Below are 15841 nucleotides of genomic sequence, written 5' to 3'. Positions count from 1 at the left end.
TAATCATTGATCGGCAGGTTAGAGCAGTGTAAAATAGGCCCGTAGGTTGGACGAATGGTTCGACCCCTATCCGGAGAATTCCGACATGACTTTGCAAAAATCGACTGCTGTTTCTTCTTGCCGTGTTTCCGAGCGCTCTCGCCTGATTACCCTTCCGCGTCATTTCGGCCGTTTGATGATGGTCGTTGAGCATGCCGTCATGGATGTAATGAGCGAGCTGTCCAGCGCCTATCAGGGCGGCTACTGGGAGTTCTACGAGCTGTCGAATGGCGGCTTCTATATGGCGCCTACCTCTCCTGAACGCTTCATCCTGTTGAGCCAGGGAAGCGGTAATGAGGGGGAGCTGAGTGCTGATGCCTCCGGCATCGTTGCCTGCCTTTTTGCGATTAATCGCGTATGGGCGCGCTACCAGACCGATAGCTTAGCCGATCACTACCATTGGTTACTCGCGTTCGCGCGTGAGCATGCGGAGTGGAATACTATCGCCCACATCATCGATTGAGGCAGCCAGGCCCGGCGCGAGCCGGGCCAACTGAGGAAGATATCAGCTTGCACCGCCCCGGCGGAACGGGGCAGACAGTTGGATTATTGCAAGTGGCTTTAGCGAGCTATACTGCCTGCGCCGGGCGAATGGCTCGGCGTCACAAACGGAGAATTCCGCATGCAAGACGTTACCGATGAGGAACGGGGCATCATTGCTCAGGCGCTGGAGATCCTGGAGCGCAAGCTACAGGGGAAAGCAGCCCTAGATACGCCTGAGGCTGTGCGCTGCTATCTTCGGCTGCTATTGGGGTCGGAGCGCAATGAGCACTTCGGGATGATTTTCCTAGATATCAGGCATCGGGTGTTAACCTATAAGAGCCTATTCCACGGCTCTCTCGCCAGTGTCAACGTCTATCCGCGCGTCGTGGTGCAGGAGGCTCTAGCCTGCAACGCCGCCGCAGCGATAGCCGTACATAACCATCCAAGCGGGTGCGTGGAGCCTTCTCAAGCAGATCGAAGTATCACTGTGAAGCTTCAGGACGCATTGTCTCTTGTTGAGGTTCGCTTGATTGACCATATGGTGGTCAGTCATAGCGGTTATTTTTCCTTCGCAGAGCGTGGGCTGCTTTAGCAGCCCACCGCTTTTATACGTCTGGAGAAAACTATGGAGACTCAAGGAACCTACCAGGTGCGGACCACGTATGTTCGCGAAAGCTGCTTTCGTTTATTCGCTGACGGGTGGGAGGCACCGACTGCATCGGAAGTGCGGCAAGTACTGCAAATGGCTGGTCTGGATCCACGCTCTGCCGGTGACTTCCTCGGGGTATCGCGCCGCCAAGTCAACCGCTGGACTACCGCAGAGGAAGAGATTGCCTACAGCTGCTGGGTGATGTTGTGCCAGCGTGCCGGCATCAGCTACATGGTCAGCGAGGCTAATTGATGAGTATTGAACAGGAAGACGTAGAGGGCTTGGAACTGGTTTTTAGCGTTCAAGTTGACGAGAGCCGGATTCTTGAACTGCTGGTTGACGAGGTTTTTTCCGGGGACTGCGTTTGGCAGGTGACAAATGCTAGCGGCCAAGTCCTGGAACGCTCCGAGATTTACCAGGATCAGGCGCACTGTCTGCGTGACGGTCTGAACAAAGCGTTGAAGTAGAGGAAATCGCTGCCATGAGGCTGACCAAGAAACAGCCTCACAAATCGCCGCTTTACATCGTGGCGGGCGCGATCCTAACGATCGGCAACCTCGAATAGCATGGAAAACGACCCTGAGTCGGCTGCTGACCACATCCTGTATGGCGAATAGCTCACGCAGGGCAGCCGATTTTCTCTTATGATCAGTCAATCCTTTAGCTAAAGCCTCTCTGAATGTGTGAAGAAAGTTGCACATTTAGGTTTTTTGACATGGAAGGGCTTGGCGAGCACGACTTGGCGGGGTAAGTTCTTCCCCGCTAGTCGTTAGGCATCAACGGACGATGCCAGGTTAAGTCCCCGTCAGGATCCGGCGTAGCTCGGCCTTTAGAGTCTCGTAATCACGAGGTTTCTGCGGATCGAAGCGGTCGCCGTTCTCAAGTGCGATTTCAAGCAAGGCCCGAATCACCATCGAGCGCGATGGTCGTCCGAAAAACCGTTCGGACTGTATGGGCTCCACCAATTGTTTATCCGTTTCTTCCAAGACCAGTCCTGGGAGCGTGATGTTCGTCGGCGTTGATCTGCTCATGCAGTGACACCGGTAGAGCTAGGCATTGCCATAGCTCTAGATATGTGTATATTTATGCGCATATCTCTATACATTTCTGGACAAGGAGTCGTTGATAAATGGGCGAGCATAGAAACCCCAACCTTAAAAATAAAGCGGTGTTCACTCAGCGCGACATGATTCTTGGTATTCCGGCGCGCGTTTTCATCGGAACGCTGTTCCTGGTGGCCTTCGCTGCTGTCGTCTTCTGCGTCTATCTGCCTATCTATCTCGGCCTTGGCTCTAGCCTAGTCATGGGCCTGCTGGTCCTGATTCCCGTCTACCTCGTCCATAAGGAAGATCCCGAAGCCTACATCGTCTGGCTGCGCAGCCTCTTTGCGGCAGCCAGGCTCACCGTCAGTCGCAGCACTCGGCGCCGTGTGCTGCTTCTGTCTCGCCGTGCAGACGGCAGCTTGCAAGTAACCACCATCACGAAAAGGAGCTCCAAATGCTGAACCGCGTTTTCTGGCTGTTCGCCGGCCTCTTCCTATCACCGTTGGCCTTGGCTGTGAACAACGACGTTGACCTGGGCTCTCCCGGTGACGGCCCCCTGGCCGCCTTTGCCGGATTAATGCAGGCGCTGGTCGACTTCGTTGGTGGGCCGGGTGTTCTTTTCATCGTCTTCATTTCCGCTGCTGCCGGTATTGGTTTGTGGGTGGTAGCGCCCAAATCGGGCTCTCAGGCAGTTGCTTGGATCGCCCGTATCTGCGTCGGTGGTATCGCGCTGTTTAACCTGGCGCTGCTGTTGACTTGGTATCAGGGGTTTTAGGTCATGGGCGAAGCAGCACGAATAGGCACCCCGTTCAACGAAGCCCTCTGGCTCGCTGGTACATGGCGAGACTTCACCCTGTCGCATGCAGGCGGTCTTATCGGCGGCCTAGAGTTGTCCGGTATCGATCCAAAGGGGTTGAGTGAGGGGGACTTAGAAAAGGCTTCCTTGCTGCTGCGCAACTTGCTCCAGACCCTGAACCAGGACTTAGTTATTTCGCAGTATTACTGGCATTTCGAGGGAGCTAAGGTTGCGCTCCAGGAGCGCGATAACCCGCGAAGCAACATGCTGTCGAAGCGACGCATGGACTTCCTCAACAACAATCGCAACCTCAGTTGCGGGCGTTTGTTTTGGCTACTCGATGTTCCTACCACGGAGAACATCAACAAGGTGCTAGCCACCGGCACCCTCAAGGCGCTGTTTTCGGCACCTTTCGAGCGTAAATCGCGGGAGCTTCTGGCGGCTAAGCTGAGCAATTGGGGAGCTTGGTTGGTTGAACAAGACGAGCTGCGCCGCCAATGCGACCTTCTGGATAGCTCTCTGGAAGATCTTGACGCCAAGCTGCAGATACTCTCCGCGTCCAACCAACGGCTGGGGGTGCGGGAGCAGTGGGCGCTCTTTCGTGCCCTGGTGAACTTGCGGCCCGAGTACCTGGATAGTGGGCTGGACGAGGCTATTCCGGGCGACGATTGGGATCGGCTGTTGGCGGATGGCGATGTTTATCCGGTCAACATCGATGGCTTGGAGTGCCTGAAGGTTGAAGGGGCGGAGCCCGTTTATGCTCGCATCGCGTCGATGGTGGGCTATGGCGCCGAGCATGTTCCAGAGGGCATGTGGGGGAGGGGGGACGTTAAGCCAATCCTGCAGCACGGTAACTATCTGGTTATGACGCGCTTCAGCCCGCTTACAGCACTACAGAAGGCGTTGATGCTGACCGGCAAAGAGAACGAGCTGCACCGCAGCCAAATGAAGCTGTCGGCGATGATGAAGGGGGTGGATGTCAGCTCAGAAATTGAGCGGAAGATCAACGACAGCGGGATCCTCAAGAAAAAGGTTCAGGAGCTGGAAGAGGCGGCGAATACCCCTGATCGCTATGGCCATTTCCATTCGCACGTTGTGGTCTTCGACCGCGACCCGGCCAAGCTTCGGCAGACATGTCGTCAGATGACCACCGCGTTGACGCAGAGCGGCTTCCATCCGGTGTGGGAGAGCGCTGGGCAGATTGACCTTTTCCCGATGCTGTTGCCTGGTTATCCAAATCGTTGCTTTCGCAGTTCCGAGTTCACAACCTCCCAGGCTGGCGCAACTGCGCTTGTGTTCAAGAGCAGCGAAGGCATCAAGACGTGGGGAGCGAGGCGGGAAGAAGCGGTTTACATCATGGAGAGCGACGATGGCTCGCCATTCCACTACACACCATTCATTGGTGATAAGTGCTTAGTCCTAGGCGTTGGCCCGACCCGTTCAGGTAAGTCGTTCACTAAGAACGTCATGGCCGGCCACTTTATGAAGTACGGCAATGGCGAGGGGCTGGGCTCACTTTACCAGTCCATCGGCGTAGATCCGGGCGACGAGCCTCTAGCCATGTTCTTCAAAGAAGACGGGGGTATTTTCCGCATCGAGAATCCGGAAACTGATCGCGGGTTCAATCCGTTCGTGGCAGCGTGTGGTGTGGACGACGCGCATTTCACCCACCACATGCTTTCGCAAATCCGCATCATGCTTAAGCTGAACGATAGCGAAGCGTTACGCAGTCTAGATGCCCATGAGCAACGTGACCTTGATCGCGCCCTGCAGGCGGTTCTCCACCTTCCGCCACACATGCAGAATATGAGTTCGCTGTCTCATCACTGCGCTCAGGGCCTGAAGCAGAAGCTGAGCCGCTGGGTACGTGGTGGCATGTACGGAAACCTCTTCGACAACAAGGTCGATGGTATTGGCCAAATAGATAAGCGGCTGGCCGTATACAACTTGGCCGGGGTGAAGGACATGCCCGAGCTGGCCCAGCTGGTAATGAATGAAATTTTCTACCGTGTTATCCGGCTCTTTGAGGATCAAAAATACCGCAGCGTCCCTAAGTTCCTGGAAATTGACGAAGCCCAATACATTTTCGGTATCCCAGGCTCCGTAGAGCGTGCAGTTGCAAAAGCGCGTACTTGGTTCAAGCACTTCGGTGGGATGGGGTTCTGGACTCAAAGCCCTGAGCATTATAAAAATATTCCGGAATGGAATACTTTACGTAGCTCTGCATCCACCTGGATATTCATGCCCGACCAGGAAATGGATAGGGACTTATACAAGCAAACCTTCCAGCTCAAGGACGGTGAATGTGAGGCCATCGCCTCGCTCACTCCGCGCAAACAGGCATACATCATTCAGCGTGAAGTTGGTATTTCCAAAACGGTAAACATCAATGTTGCATCTGAAGAATACGTAATTGCTACCAGTCGCCCAACTGAGGCAGTTATTGTCAAGCAAATGCTCGAGCAATATCCAAGCGATATTGATGAGGCAGTTAAGCAGATGGTCAGCCGCATTTTTAAGGGAGAGTAACGATGAATATCAAAGTAACTCTGCGAGCCGCTATTGCTGCTGTTGTTATGGGCATCGCGCCGGGGCCAGTAGCTGCAAGCGGTTTCCCGACCGTGGATATTGCCGCTATTGCTCAGTCTGTTACGGACTATATCAACCAGCTGCAGCAGTACGCCGAATTGATGGCACAAACCGCGCTCAACGAGAGCCAGTTGGCCGAAGCAATCAAGCTCTATGAACAGACGATGACCGAGTATGATCACATGCTGCGGCAGATGGAGGGCTTGAAGAGTCGCATTTCTAATCGACAGTGGCAGCAGATCTATGCGAAATATGGAAGTGTCATCAACACCTATCCAGGCATGAAACCTGACTTCGACTCTGACCGCTGGGCGAAGATCAATCGCGAGCTGGAAACCCTCTTTCCACGGGCTCAGCGGTTGAGCGATATAGAAGACGACCTGGCATCGCTTGGCTACGACTCGAGCTCCCTGCAGCACATTACTGAGACAGCCCGCCAGAGCTATGCCCGCGAGCAGTTGGCGGTCGGCCAAAGCATGTTCGTCCAGGATATGGACGACGAATTAGAAGTACAGATGGGGCGTTATGGCGAAGTTTCCAGTAAACGGGCAAGCCTGGGCTCGGAAGATCATTTGGCAACGCTGCAAGTGATGGCCGAGCAGAACGAACTTGTTATTGAAGCGCTGCAACAACAAAGCGCTATTAGCAATGCGCAGCTTCAATATTCCAATCAGTTGGAGTCACACTACTTCTCCAACCAAAACGTAGGGCGTAAAGCAACTTTGAATGAAGTTAAGGCGCGTCAGACCCAGCCCATCGTTATTAATGAATCGCCCCTTGTGAATTATTGAGGTTCATTATGAAACGTTTTATTGCAATGCTTTTAACCTTACTTGTTTCGTGTGTTGCTATCGCAGATGAAACTGATGCTGCCCGTGAGAAGATGATCAAGGACGGCATAAGAGTCTGCCAGAAGAAGGGTTTTTCAACTGTCGGTGAGCGTGACAAGTGCGTTACCGAGTTCACAACCAAAGCCAACGAGCGTTTCCCGGTTCGTGGCTCCGAAACTTATGCCAGAAAGCATTACGCCGGCATGGGCAAATCACAAGCTGAGGCGGCCCTGATCAAGTTACGCAAGGAGTGGGAGGCTGCGCCTAGAGGTGGCTACTTCAGCGCTCGCCGCGCTGGTCCGGCTAGTCAGAAAGCGATTGCCGAAGAGGGGTGGTGGATCCAGACCAACATCCTTGGAGTGCGCCAGTCTCAGGACGATCCATGGTTCATGGAATGCAAGGGCTATCAAACGGCGAATATCGTGCGCCGCTGCCCTCTCGGTAAGGGAGGTGACGAATGATTTCGATCCTGAGCCTGCTAGTAGCGCTGAGCGCCCTAGCCGTCATGACTATCGCCTGGCATGGTACTCGAGTCGCCCGACTGATGGCGCGAGGGGAGGGGGCGCTACCGCCTTCGCCTTTGCAGCAACTGCAGCCTAAGCAGCGCCGCTCACTGTTCCTAATTGGGGGCCTGCTGGTCGTCTTCCTGATGCCTCTGGTGCTCATTCAACCGGCCGAGGCAGGTCTCTCCGATAACATGCGAGGAATCTTCAACGGTGCATTGGCGGCCTTCGTCAACGGCATTATGCAAGATACCAATAATGATATTTATACTTGGTCTTGGATGATGTTCTTGGCCCTGGCATTCCTGTTGCTTTTCATTGAGTTCGTTAATTTCATTTTTGAAGGGTTTAATGCAGCTTCCCATCTTGAGGCGCTTTGTTATCTCTTCATAACAATGGGGTTGATGGCCAGCTACAACAAATTCACCGAAGCTATTTGGGGTGTTGGCGTCGGGCTCTCTAACGGTTATCAACAATACCTGGTGGGAAATACCGACAATTTCTTTCTGTCGCAATGGATCCATAAAGCAACTGGCGCTGTGGTTATCGATGACCTGGATCTTTTCGACTCGATAAAATTGATTCTTTATACAGTGCAGTGGACGGTTGCCTGCGCGCTGCTCGATGTTGTTTTTTGGCTGGCGGCAATGTGGGCTGAGTTCGGATATGCACTGGCAAAGATCACGGGCCTGATATTCGTGCCGTTCCTTTTATTGCCAATGACGCGCCCCCTGTTCGATGGTTGGTTCAAATTCTTCTGCGGATTCGTATTTTTACTAATTATGCTGAAAGCAACTATGGTTGTTGCGGCGATTACCATAAAAGGAATTCTTGAATCGCTTGGAGTAAGTTTCTCTGGTGACTACGGCGATCCGGCGCAAGTTGTTCAGATTGCCAAAGAGAATATGTATGTGCTTTTTGATACATCGGCCATGTTGGTGGTGGCAATTTTGTTCATCCTGTCGTCATTTTCATTCGCCTCGATGATTGGGGGTGGAGTGGGAAATTTGAGCGGAGGCTTGGGCAAAGCAACCAATATAGCCATCCGAAAGGTCCTTAAGTAAGGAGGCGTTATGAACGCACAATTGGATGACGCCGAACTTCAGAAAGTCCAGGCCCAAACCGATAAACCTAAGCAAAATGCACAACTGCGCGCTGAGCGGAATCGCTGGTTTGTGCTGTGCCTCTTCCAGGTATTTGCTGTTATTCTCGCAATTGCATTTGCCTGGTATGGTTTTAAGAAAGCCGAAAACAATACTGAATTGGTCTATGTGAAGCTCTATCCTGACGGGACTTCTGATGTTGATAACTTCATGCCAGATGACGAGCAGCTATATTTCCGCTCCACTATCGATCAGGCGTTCGAGACCTACATCAAGTCGCGCTATGGCCAGCAGCCGGAAACTATCAGGCGAGACTTCGGCATGGCGGGTGTATTTATGTCCCAGCCCATGTACAACGACTTCGTGAGCACCCAGCCTGGCGGATTTAATGCAGCTCAAAAAGCGGCTGACATTTCAACCAACAAGAACTCAGATCGCATTGAAATCGAATGGGGTTTCTCAGACCACTACGACAAGATTCCTGCGCTCTTCGATAAGAAGAATGAGGAAGTTATTCGCTCGAATATCTATTTTACCAGGATCACAAAGACGGCGACCGGTCTAGTTAAGCAAAACGGTACCGAAAAATTAATTCTTCGCGCGCAATGGCGTTTGCTGCCAAAGAAAGAGCTGACGAGCAAGAAGAAGAGTTGGCTTCGCGTAAACCCCGTTGGTGTTGAGATTGTGCAAGCCGAACTGATTGAAGACCCCAGTGCAGAGGCCAGATAATGAAAACCAAAATTTCCGCTATCACCGTTCCGGTGCTGCTGATGATTGCTATGAATGCTCAGGCATCTACTTGCCGGGTAATTCACTGGAAGTCAGACAGCGTTATTCAAATCAACAGCGCACTCAACCTCGGCACTAGGGTTGAGCTACCGGCCGACAACATCACGGATCCCGTGGGCAGCTCCGATCTATGGAACGCTGAGGGCGCCGCCAACCAGGTGATGATCAAACCCAATAGCCGGGAAGAGCAGGGCAAGAAAGCCGTAATTCGCGCTTGGACGGCCGACGGCAACGCCTACGACATCGTAGCTAACCGCGTCGAAGACAGTGCACAGAATGATGTGTGCGTTAAGGTTGTAGCCGATGGCATGTTCTTCAGTTCGGGGGCACGCACAGCTCTAGGCCAACAGTCATCTCTCACGACCCAAGGGACGGCTGCGGCTAATGCCCAAGTAGCCGCCATGCAACAACAGCTGCAGCAGCTCCGTCGTGATGCCGAGGACGAAAGGCGTAAAGCCGTCATGGAGGCGCTACGGCGCTTCCGGTATCACGTATACACCCGCTACAGCTGGGATCAAGGCAAGGGTTTCGCAGCTCAGGGCCTGATTTCCGATGTTTACGATGATGGCCGATTCACTTACATCCGCCTGTTCCAGCCAAACCGTGGATTGCTGTCTGTTGAAACTGAAGTTGGCGAGAAGAACGCCACTGTTCCGACTAAGTACGATGATGCTTATGGCATGTACGTAATTTCCGGCATTTATCCGAAGTTCACTCTCCGGGTGGATGATGCGAAGATCAGTATTGCCCGCGCAGATGGCCGCACCAACGGCGAATTCTAAGGGGGCAACATGACCACAGAAGCCGCACCACGTATTGACGAACAGCCTGCAACGTACCGGCGTAAGTTGCAGCTATGGCTAGGCATTGCCTTTGGCATTGTTCTCGCGCTGCTGTTTGTGCTCACGCTCATCAATATTTTTTCTAAGATGGGCGGCAAAGCTCAGCCTAAGACCGAGACGGCCAAGGTCGAACAGGCCAGCCAAACGGGTGATCGTGAAGACCAGTTCAACCAATTAGTGGCGAACCGCCGACCAAACCGTGCTGCACAGGATGCCGGCAACGGCGAAGGGCAGAGCCCGCTTGAAGAGTCGTTTAACAAGCTCGTGCAAGGCGGGAAAGAAGCAAGCAGCGGTGTATCCGCTACGGAAGGTCAACAGGGGCGCGAGCCTACACAGTCGGCTGCCGAGAAGGCTATGCGTCAGTGGGAACAGCGCGAGAAGCTACGTGCATTGCAGAGTGCGCAAAGCGGCTGGGGACTGGCGAAAAGCAACCTGGGCAAGCGTGCTAACGCTTCTACCTCGGTTGCTACTGCGCCTGCGATGGATTCGCCAAGCAGCGCGGCGCTTGCAGGCGGAAATCGTGACTTGATGGGGTCTCTGGATACGCTCAACCGCCCTCTCGACGAGACTACCAGCATAGAAGAGCGGCGGGCCGAAGTTCGGCGCCGGATTGAGGAGGCCCAGCGCTTGCGCGCTGAGCTGGCGACCAAGGGGACGGCAGGTCTGCCAAATGCCTCGGGCCTTACTGCCCCCGACCAGGAGCAGGCCAAGCAGCAGCTACAGCAGGTGTCCAGCAGCTTCAATCGAGCGCCGCAAGATGTTGTTGGATATAGCAAATCCAACAAGTACAACGCCGATATTGCTGGAAAGATTAAGGTTCCACCAGGAACGTTAATTCCGACAACGCTAATGCGTAAGTCTATTTCCGACTACATGACCGGCTCGCTGCAGTCAATAGTTAGTCACGATGTTTACGATACTACGCGGCAATATGTTCTATTCCCCAAGGGCACAGAAATAAACATTGGTGTTGCACGTACAAGGAATGTCAACGAAGCGATTTCTAATCGCGTAGCTTTCTTGGTTAAAGAAGGCGTATTGCCGAATGGCAATAGAATTGACTTTACCAAGGCGTCTACAGTTGACCGTGAAGGCGTTGGCGCCATTGAGGACCAAGTGGACTATCATTTCATGGCGCAGTTCCTAGGCGTGGCGGCTTATGCAATTGTCAGTAGCGAGTCCAGCTATAGCGGTAGTGGAGATAAAGAGGGAAGTTATGCCGGTGATGTTGGCGAGAATACCCGTCGTGAGTTTTCCCCGCTAGTTCAGAAATATCTAAACATAGTGCCTACTGTAACTATTCGGCCTGGTCAATCTTTCCGCGTGATCGTGGAAGAAGAAATGTATGTTGAGCCTTGGAGCGACCTCTATGCAAAATATGTTGATTAAGTTCTTGGTTGTCCTTGCGCTTATCCCAACTTTCGCAACGGCAAAAGATGAACAACTAGTAACGATCGATCCTCTGAGTCTCTATGCGAGAACGGTATATCCAGAGGACGTTAAAACCGTTGGCGATGCCGCGCGCTACCTGTTGGAACCGACGGGCTATCAACTTGTAGTCGTATATCCGGCACCGAAAGATGCGTCCAATATTTATAAACGAAAGATTCCACCAATCGCAAAAGTTCACCGGACAATGCCAATTATCGATGCGCTGCAAATTCTTATCGGCAATGATAACTGGATTGTCATTGATCGGAATAACAAGCTAATTTCGTTTTCGGAGGTTAAGTCGTGAAAAAAGTCTTGATCATGTTGACGGTTCTTTCTGTACTGACCGGCTGCAGCTCCACAAACGTTGTTGGAGACGGTGACTTCTTCAGCCTATCCAGTCGCAATGTCGTCTACCGCGACCTGACGCGCCCCGTGGGTTTCGATAACGAACCGGAGCAAGCGAATTATGTCGTTCTCCCTGTTTTCACCAAGTAACGCGCTGGCTCTTGCGCTCGGCCTAGTCGGCGCAATGAGCGCCGCCGCCGAGGTCGAGCAGCATGATACCGATTCGGCGGAGCTGTACGAATACCTCTTCCCGGAGGGACTACGCACGCCCGCTGCAGCGGCGTCTAGCGCAGCTGCAGGGGCCGCTCCGATTGCTCCGGCCAGGTTCTCCGGGTTCATGGAGCAGAACCGGCGCCGTAGTTGGTCACAGGATCAGATCAACGCTATGCACGATGCTTTCAAGCGTCCAGCTCCACAGCCTATCGCGCCTGCCGATGCTATTGAGGTGGCACCGATCAATGGCGATGCCAGCGTGTACGGTACGCCATCGGCAGACCTGGAGGATTCGCCCTATGCTGAGCTGGTGACCAGATATGCGCGAATGCGCAACCTGAATCCCCAGCTCGTACATCAGCTTATTATTGCAGAGTCACTTTATAATCCAGATGCTGTGAGCACCAAGGGTGCTAAGGGTCTGATGCAACTTATGGACGACTTATCCCGTAAGTTCAATATTGACCCTTTTGATCCAGAATCCAATATTAGCGTTGGAACGCAGTATTTAGCCGAGCTCATAGGACGTTTCAAAAGCATAGATTTAGCGTTAGCGGCGTATAACGCAGGCCCCACAGTTGTTGAAAAATACAAAGGTGTCCCACCCTTTCCAGAAACCACAACATATATTAGTCGTATCAAGGCGGGTTTAGCTCAGGCGGAGGTAAACAACGGATGACTATGAAGATTTCTCTATTACTAGCAACTCTTCCCGCTGTAGTCTTTGCAGGAGAGCATGATTTTGACTGGCAAGATCGGAACAAGATGCAAGGGGCTTGGAAAATGTGCATCACCACGGGTTTCACTGGTGGCGAGTGCCCCAAGGTTTACGAGAAGTGCTGGCTGCCGCCTTTGATTTACAAGTCGCATGATAATGTTAAGACATATTGTAAAAAAGAACCTTCATTTTCCGTTAGCGAGTCTGACAAACAACGGTATCTTACCCAGGCCAGTGATATGGCAAGCCAGAATCCGATAGCTAGTTCCGAGCGTCCTAAATATCCGGGTAGCAACTATACTCCCACTTATCCGAATCCGCCTCAGTCCGGCGGTTCGTCAGAGGACGACGATAATCAGTCTGGAAACCAACCAACACCAACACCAACACCAACACCAACACCAACACCAACACCAACACCAACACCAACACCAACACCAACACCTGGAAACACCGGCTCTTCGCCAACTTCCCCAGGTACAGTTATCGGCTCCGCAAGTGGCGTTTTCACCTGGACCGGAGCAACTGTTCAGCAGGGCACCTATGCTGGGAACCCGTGGACAAGTTCCCCGGTGTCACCTACAGAAGGAACGAGGGGTGTTATAAGCACAGTGCGGGCGGTAGCTTCGACAGGTAACCGTTTTGTTTGGATATCAGAGAAGCCAGGGGAGCCTAATTATGCTGCAGGTTGCACTTCTACCAGCGGTCAAGACTCCGCACTGCATTGGACTACTGTTACAAATTCTTCTTGGGGTGGATTCGCTTGTCAGCTTGATCCAGGTAAACAGTATTACGTGAATGTAATTAGCAGTTGTTCCTCGCAGTGTTTTTTCAGGATATCCAACTCTGTCGATAAAGTACGTTGATATTTCTACTCTCTCGCCCTTGGCCTAGAGAGTGCGTCACCTGCTTAGTGGTGAGCAGCCTGAGGCATCCGGGCACCAGAGGCAAAGTGTGACCTATATGGTGAGCTTGACTAATAACTACCAACCATCGAGGTATTAATCATATGGCAAGCGAACAGACTGTACAGAAGATCCGATACGACGCCCTGGTTGCCCATGAATTCGGCCCCGAGGATGACCGCAAGACGCACTGGACCCGTGTAGGCGCGGGATTCAGCAACGCCGATGGGAGGGGGATCAACATCGAGCTGACACCAGGCCTCGCAGTGAGCGGTCGCCTAGTGCTCCGCATATATGAACCCAAGGACAAGGGGTAATCGTAAAAACACTCAATATGGTGTCGCCAGCAGGAGCCCATAGGGGCGGGGAGGTAGGGCGCTCTTCCCCCTACCTCCTGGACGCCTCGCGGGTGAGAGCGGGTTAGGGTCGGAGAGAAGCCCGCCGCAGGCGGCGAGAACGGCGGGCAGGGCCCGGCCTTTTGTGGATGAGCATCAGTAAGGAAAAAACGTGCGCCTAGCATTTCTGAAAGAGCTTTTCGATGGCGGCCTGTTGGTTGGTGCGACTGTTGAGCCCGCCGAGGGGGATGGCTGGTTGCTTAAGGTCACCAAGCAGAGCGGTGAGGTGGTGGCCGTCACGCTGGCTGCTCAGACCAGCCAGGTCAAGGTCTACAACCGTGTCAACGCCGCGATGATGGACGCTTGGCGGATTGGTTTTCGCAGCGTCGCCGTGACGTTGCCGGACGATTTCGAGCTGACTGGAACGCGCTGATTCCTGCACGAAATTGCTGATCCATGCTCATGAATTTGCATTTTCATGCCGTGGCACTTAGTCTTCAGTCGATTTACCAGATCGAGCACGACGAGAGGGTGCGATGGCCGTGGACCTGTCTGCGATGCGCAAGCTGTTTGAAGGTGGGGCCCTGAAGGCGGCTATCGTCGCTCCGGCTCCCCTGGAAAAGGGTGCGTGGGTGCTAGTGGTCGAGCGCGCTGATGGCGCGCATGAGTACATGACCGTGGCTCGTTCCACGCGGCAGAAGATCTACAAGAGCTTGGAATCGGTAAGCGCTGACGCAGCTCGCGTTGGCTTTCGTGAGGTGAGGCTGCAAGTAGCGTAGAGACTTAATACAGAAACCAAAAAGCCCGGCTGGTAACCGGGCTTTTTGGAAAGGAAAAGAGCAGGTCGAATCTTGGCGGAGGAAACCTGCTCATTTAGGGGTGAGCTGATTATGGCTTTCACTGCGCCTGCGCGCAAGTTAGAAAAGTGCCATTTATCGCCGGCTCACCGCCATCTATGCGGGGGGTTATGGCGATAGAAACAAGGAAGTATGTGCCGCGCGTTAATAACGGCGGCAACTACTGTGGCCACCAGCCAGACGCACCGCGGCTGGAGCTGGTGAAGCCCTCGACGCTGAAAAATCGTCCGAAGATCTTGCAGCGCCTTCAGGACGAAGTGCGTCAGTACTACCGCTCGCCCTCGCGCCTGCCATCCTTGAACGCAGCCAACGGCAGCAAGCGTCAGCAGCGCAGCGAACGGCGCGAGGCGTGCATCTTGGTCATGGGGGTGATCCTGGAGTACACCGACCTGACGTCGCTCAGGTGCGGCGTTCCAGGGCCGTCGGGTTTCCAGTCGCTCACCTTTGATTACCTGGCTGAATTCACGGGAATGGGCCTGCGCCGCATCGAGCGCGCTGTCGCAGACCTCAAGTTCAGCAACATCCTGACAGTCTCCCAGCCGCGACAGCTCCAGAACGATGGTTCCTACCGGGGCCTGGCGGCGGTGAAGGCTGTAAACAGCCTGTTGTTCGGAGCATTCGGCTTGCTGAAGTGGCTGAAGCACGAGCGTCAGAGAGCCAGCGAGCGCCTGGCTAAGAAAGCGAAGAAGCAGGGCGGCAACCTCGGGCAGTGGTCTAGGAGCGCTCTGGCGATAGGTCGGATGCTGGTTGTTCGTCAGGGCCTCGCGGGCGGTCTACCTCGGATTGGTGCTCCCCCAGGCGGGCCGCCTGGAGGGTCGCAGGTCGACGCCGAGACCTATGGTCGAATGTTCAACAACCTGGTGATGGCGTTGAAGGAGGAAGACCCCACCAGGGACGGCGCGACCTGCCGACAACTGGCAGAAGCGATACTGACCAAGAAGCTAGCCGGCTGATCCCCAGCCGGGGCCTCCCCCTGCCTGATCGGCAGCGGCTGAAGGCATTCCCCCCCCGCGATGCCGGCGCCACGGCGCCGGCCACCCCCAAAGGAGACAAAATTCCGAGCGAGCGGCGGCCAGGCCGCCGCCGCAGCACGTGCGCGTGGGGAAGAAAAAGTTAAGTGTCGGCATCATTCAAATTAAGTGTCGGTCCTTAATCAGGTCGCTTTCAAAAGAATCAGAAGAGGGGTGTCGCAAGCTCCACCCAAATGACGCCCGCGCACTTCGTGCCTACGGCACGGCGCGGAACGGAACACCCCCTCCCGGGGGGCCAGGGTTGCACCCTGGACGGCAGACCGAACACCAAGGGGCGCTGCCCCTTGTAAACCCCGCTCTTGCCCGCGAGGCGTCGGGAGGCAGGGGGGAAGAGCAC

The 15841-nt window shown here is 54.0% G+C and carries 21 protein-coding genes; 20 read left to right on the top strand and 1 reads right to left on the bottom strand.

All coding sequences use genetic code 11. The features are described 5' to 3' along the window. Positions 1-85 precede the first annotated feature (85 nt). The 4 genes from OGL92_RS21285 to OGL92_RS21270 all read left to right on the top strand — a co-directional run bounded on the left by OGL92_RS21285 (position 86) and on the right by OGL92_RS21270 (position 1638). On the top strand, positions 86-502 hold the full coding sequence (locus tag OGL92_RS21285) for an antirestriction protein (RefSeq protein WP_263147687.1): 417 nt from the start codon (positions 86-88) through the stop codon (positions 500-502). A 159-nt stretch (positions 503-661) separates the two neighbouring features. Then, a complete protein-coding gene (gene radC / locus OGL92_RS21280; protein WP_263147683.1) occupies positions 662-1114 on the top strand; it encodes a DNA repair protein RadC in 453 nt (150 codons plus the stop codon). A gap of 33 nt (positions 1115-1147) precedes the next feature. Then, positions 1148-1423, top strand: a complete 276-nt coding sequence (locus OGL92_RS21275; protein ID WP_263147682.1) for an XRE family transcriptional regulator — start codon at positions 1148-1150, stop codon at positions 1421-1423. Further along, on the top strand, positions 1423-1638 hold the full coding sequence (locus tag OGL92_RS21270) for a hypothetical protein (protein ID WP_263147680.1): 216 nt from the start codon (positions 1423-1425) through the stop codon (positions 1636-1638). The genes OGL92_RS21275 and OGL92_RS21270 overlap by 1 nt, the downstream gene beginning before the upstream one ends. Positions 1639-1965: 327 nt before the next feature. Here the strand turns inward: OGL92_RS21270 and OGL92_RS21265 are convergent, their stop codons facing one another. Next, positions 1966-2202 carry a hypothetical protein gene (locus OGL92_RS21265; RefSeq protein WP_263147678.1) on the bottom strand — a complete coding sequence of 79 codons (237 nt, stop codon included), beginning with the start codon at positions 2200-2202 and terminating at the stop codon, positions 1966-1968. A 98-nt stretch (positions 2203-2300) separates the two neighbouring features. Between OGL92_RS21265 and OGL92_RS21260 the strand changes: the two genes are divergently transcribed. From OGL92_RS21260 to OGL92_RS21185, 16 genes are all read left to right on the top strand, one after another. Further along, entirely contained in the window at positions 2301-2675 is a 375-nt protein-coding gene (locus OGL92_RS21260; protein ID WP_263147676.1) for a hypothetical protein, read from the top strand. Next, positions 2669-2989, top strand: a complete 321-nt coding sequence (locus OGL92_RS21255; protein WP_263147673.1) for a hypothetical protein — start codon at positions 2669-2671, stop codon at positions 2987-2989. The genes OGL92_RS21260 and OGL92_RS21255 overlap by 7 nt, the downstream gene beginning before the upstream one ends. A gap of 3 nt (positions 2990-2992) precedes the next feature. Beyond that, positions 2993-5539, top strand: coding sequence for a hypothetical protein (locus OGL92_RS21250; RefSeq protein ID WP_263147672.1), 2547 nt, complete (start codon positions 2993-2995; stop codon positions 5537-5539). A gap of 2 nt (positions 5540-5541) precedes the next feature. Continuing rightward, the gene (locus OGL92_RS21245) at positions 5542-6390 is read left to right on the top strand and encodes a hypothetical protein (protein WP_263147670.1); all 849 of its coding nucleotides are present in this window, start codon (positions 5542-5544) and stop codon (positions 6388-6390) included. Between the two features lie 8 nt (positions 6391-6398). Continuing rightward, a complete protein-coding gene (locus OGL92_RS21240; RefSeq protein WP_263147669.1) occupies positions 6399-6890 on the top strand; it encodes a hypothetical protein in 492 nt (163 codons plus the stop codon). Continuing rightward, positions 6887-7996 carry a hypothetical protein gene (locus tag OGL92_RS21235; protein ID WP_263147666.1) on the top strand — a complete coding sequence of 370 codons (1110 nt, stop codon included), beginning with the start codon at positions 6887-6889 and terminating at the stop codon, positions 7994-7996. The genes OGL92_RS21240 and OGL92_RS21235 overlap by 4 nt, the downstream gene beginning before the upstream one ends. Before the next feature lie 9 nt (positions 7997-8005). Beyond that, positions 8006-8764 (top strand): hypothetical protein, encoded by a 759-nt coding sequence (locus tag OGL92_RS21230; RefSeq protein WP_263147663.1) that lies wholly within the window; start codon positions 8006-8008, stop codon positions 8762-8764. Next, complete coding sequence (locus OGL92_RS21225) at positions 8764-9606, top strand: TrbG/VirB9 family P-type conjugative transfer protein (protein WP_263147661.1); 843 nt, start codon at positions 8764-8766, stop codon at positions 9604-9606. Before OGL92_RS21230 ends, OGL92_RS21225 begins: the two co-directional genes overlap by 1 nt. 9 nt (positions 9607-9615) lie before the next feature. Beyond that, positions 9616-11055, top strand: coding sequence for a TrbI/VirB10 family protein (locus OGL92_RS21220; protein ID WP_263147658.1), 1440 nt, complete (start codon positions 9616-9618; stop codon positions 11053-11055). Then, positions 11036-11404 (top strand): hypothetical protein, encoded by a 369-nt coding sequence (locus tag OGL92_RS21215; RefSeq protein WP_263147653.1) that lies wholly within the window; start codon positions 11036-11038, stop codon positions 11402-11404. Before OGL92_RS21220 ends, OGL92_RS21215 begins: the two co-directional genes overlap by 20 nt. Next, positions 11401-11595, top strand: a complete 195-nt coding sequence (locus tag OGL92_RS21210) for a hypothetical protein (protein WP_263147651.1) — start codon at positions 11401-11403, stop codon at positions 11593-11595. The genes OGL92_RS21215 and OGL92_RS21210 overlap by 4 nt, the downstream gene beginning before the upstream one ends. Then, the gene (locus OGL92_RS21205) at positions 11567-12337 is read left to right on the top strand and encodes a lytic transglycosylase domain-containing protein (protein WP_263147648.1); all 771 of its coding nucleotides are present in this window, start codon (positions 11567-11569) and stop codon (positions 12335-12337) included. Before OGL92_RS21210 ends, OGL92_RS21205 begins: the two co-directional genes overlap by 29 nt. Further along, a complete protein-coding gene (locus OGL92_RS21200) occupies positions 12334-13242 on the top strand; it encodes a hypothetical protein (RefSeq protein ID WP_263147646.1) in 909 nt (302 codons plus the stop codon). The genes OGL92_RS21205 and OGL92_RS21200 overlap by 4 nt, the downstream gene beginning before the upstream one ends. Before the next feature lie 546 nt (positions 13243-13788). Next, positions 13789-14049: a hypothetical protein gene (locus tag OGL92_RS21195; RefSeq protein WP_263147642.1), complete on the top strand. Its 261-nt coding sequence runs from the start codon at positions 13789-13791 to the stop codon at positions 14047-14049. Between the two features lie 103 nt (positions 14050-14152). Continuing rightward, positions 14153-14395, top strand: coding sequence for a hypothetical protein (locus OGL92_RS21190; protein WP_052157347.1), 243 nt, complete (start codon positions 14153-14155; stop codon positions 14393-14395). A gap of 212 nt (positions 14396-14607) precedes the next feature. Continuing rightward, on the top strand, positions 14608-15426 hold the full coding sequence (locus OGL92_RS21185; RefSeq protein WP_263147641.1) for a hypothetical protein: 819 nt from the start codon (positions 14608-14610) through the stop codon (positions 15424-15426). Positions 15427-15841: the final 415 nt, after the last annotated feature.

The sequence above is a fragment of the Pseudomonas sp. RIT-PI-AD genome (assembly GCF_025642785.1).
Taxonomy (GTDB): Bacteria; Pseudomonadota; Gammaproteobacteria; order Pseudomonadales; family Pseudomonadaceae; genus Pseudomonas_T.
Note: the sequence above shows the minus strand (reverse complement) of the source record. Positions and strands in the feature narration are given on the sequence as shown.

Bases quoted from the DNA above. Each gene is read 5' to 3' on its own strand.
- OGL92_RS21230 (WP_263147663.1), top strand. From the start codon at position 8,006: ATGAACGCACAATTGGATGACGCCGAACTTCAGAAAGTCCAGGCCCAA.
- OGL92_RS21220 (WP_263147658.1), top strand. From the start codon at position 9,616: ATGACCACAGAAGCCGCACCACGTATTGACGAACAGCCTGCAACGTAC.
- OGL92_RS21255 (WP_263147673.1), top strand. From the start codon at position 2,669: ATGCTGAACCGCGTTTTCTGGCTGTTCGCCGGCCTCTTCCTATCACCG.
- OGL92_RS21240 (WP_263147669.1), top strand. From the start codon at position 6,399: ATGAAACGTTTTATTGCAATGCTTTTAACCTTACTTGTTTCGTGTGTT.
- OGL92_RS21275 (WP_263147682.1), top strand. From the start codon at position 1,148: ATGGAGACTCAAGGAACCTACCAGGTGCGGACCACGTATGTTCGCGAA.
- OGL92_RS21190 (WP_052157347.1), top strand. From the start codon at position 14,153: ATGGCCGTGGACCTGTCTGCGATGCGCAAGCTGTTTGAAGGTGGGGCC.
- radC (WP_263147683.1), top strand. From the start codon at position 662: ATGCAAGACGTTACCGATGAGGAACGGGGCATCATTGCTCAGGCGCTG.
- OGL92_RS21215 (WP_263147653.1), top strand. From the start codon at position 11,036: ATGCAAAATATGTTGATTAAGTTCTTGGTTGTCCTTGCGCTTATCCCA.
- OGL92_RS21205 (WP_263147648.1), top strand. From the start codon at position 11,567: ATGTCGTTCTCCCTGTTTTCACCAAGTAACGCGCTGGCTCTTGCGCTC.
- OGL92_RS21265 (WP_263147678.1), bottom strand. From the start codon at position 2,202: ATGAGCAGATCAACGCCGACGAACATCACGCTCCCAGGACTGGTCTTG.
- OGL92_RS21270 (WP_263147680.1), top strand. From the start codon at position 1,423: ATGAGTATTGAACAGGAAGACGTAGAGGGCTTGGAACTGGTTTTTAGC.
- OGL92_RS21200 (WP_263147646.1), top strand. From the start codon at position 12,334: ATGACTATGAAGATTTCTCTATTACTAGCAACTCTTCCCGCTGTAGTC.
- OGL92_RS21225 (WP_263147661.1), top strand. From the start codon at position 8,764: ATGAAAACCAAAATTTCCGCTATCACCGTTCCGGTGCTGCTGATGATT.
- OGL92_RS21285 (WP_263147687.1), top strand. From the start codon at position 86: ATGACTTTGCAAAAATCGACTGCTGTTTCTTCTTGCCGTGTTTCCGAG.
- OGL92_RS21245 (WP_263147670.1), top strand. From the start codon at position 5,542: ATGAATATCAAAGTAACTCTGCGAGCCGCTATTGCTGCTGTTGTTATG.
- OGL92_RS21260 (WP_263147676.1), top strand. From the start codon at position 2,301: ATGGGCGAGCATAGAAACCCCAACCTTAAAAATAAAGCGGTGTTCACT.
- OGL92_RS21250 (WP_263147672.1), top strand. From the start codon at position 2,993: ATGGGCGAAGCAGCACGAATAGGCACCCCGTTCAACGAAGCCCTCTGG.
- OGL92_RS21235 (WP_263147666.1), top strand. From the start codon at position 6,887: ATGATTTCGATCCTGAGCCTGCTAGTAGCGCTGAGCGCCCTAGCCGTC.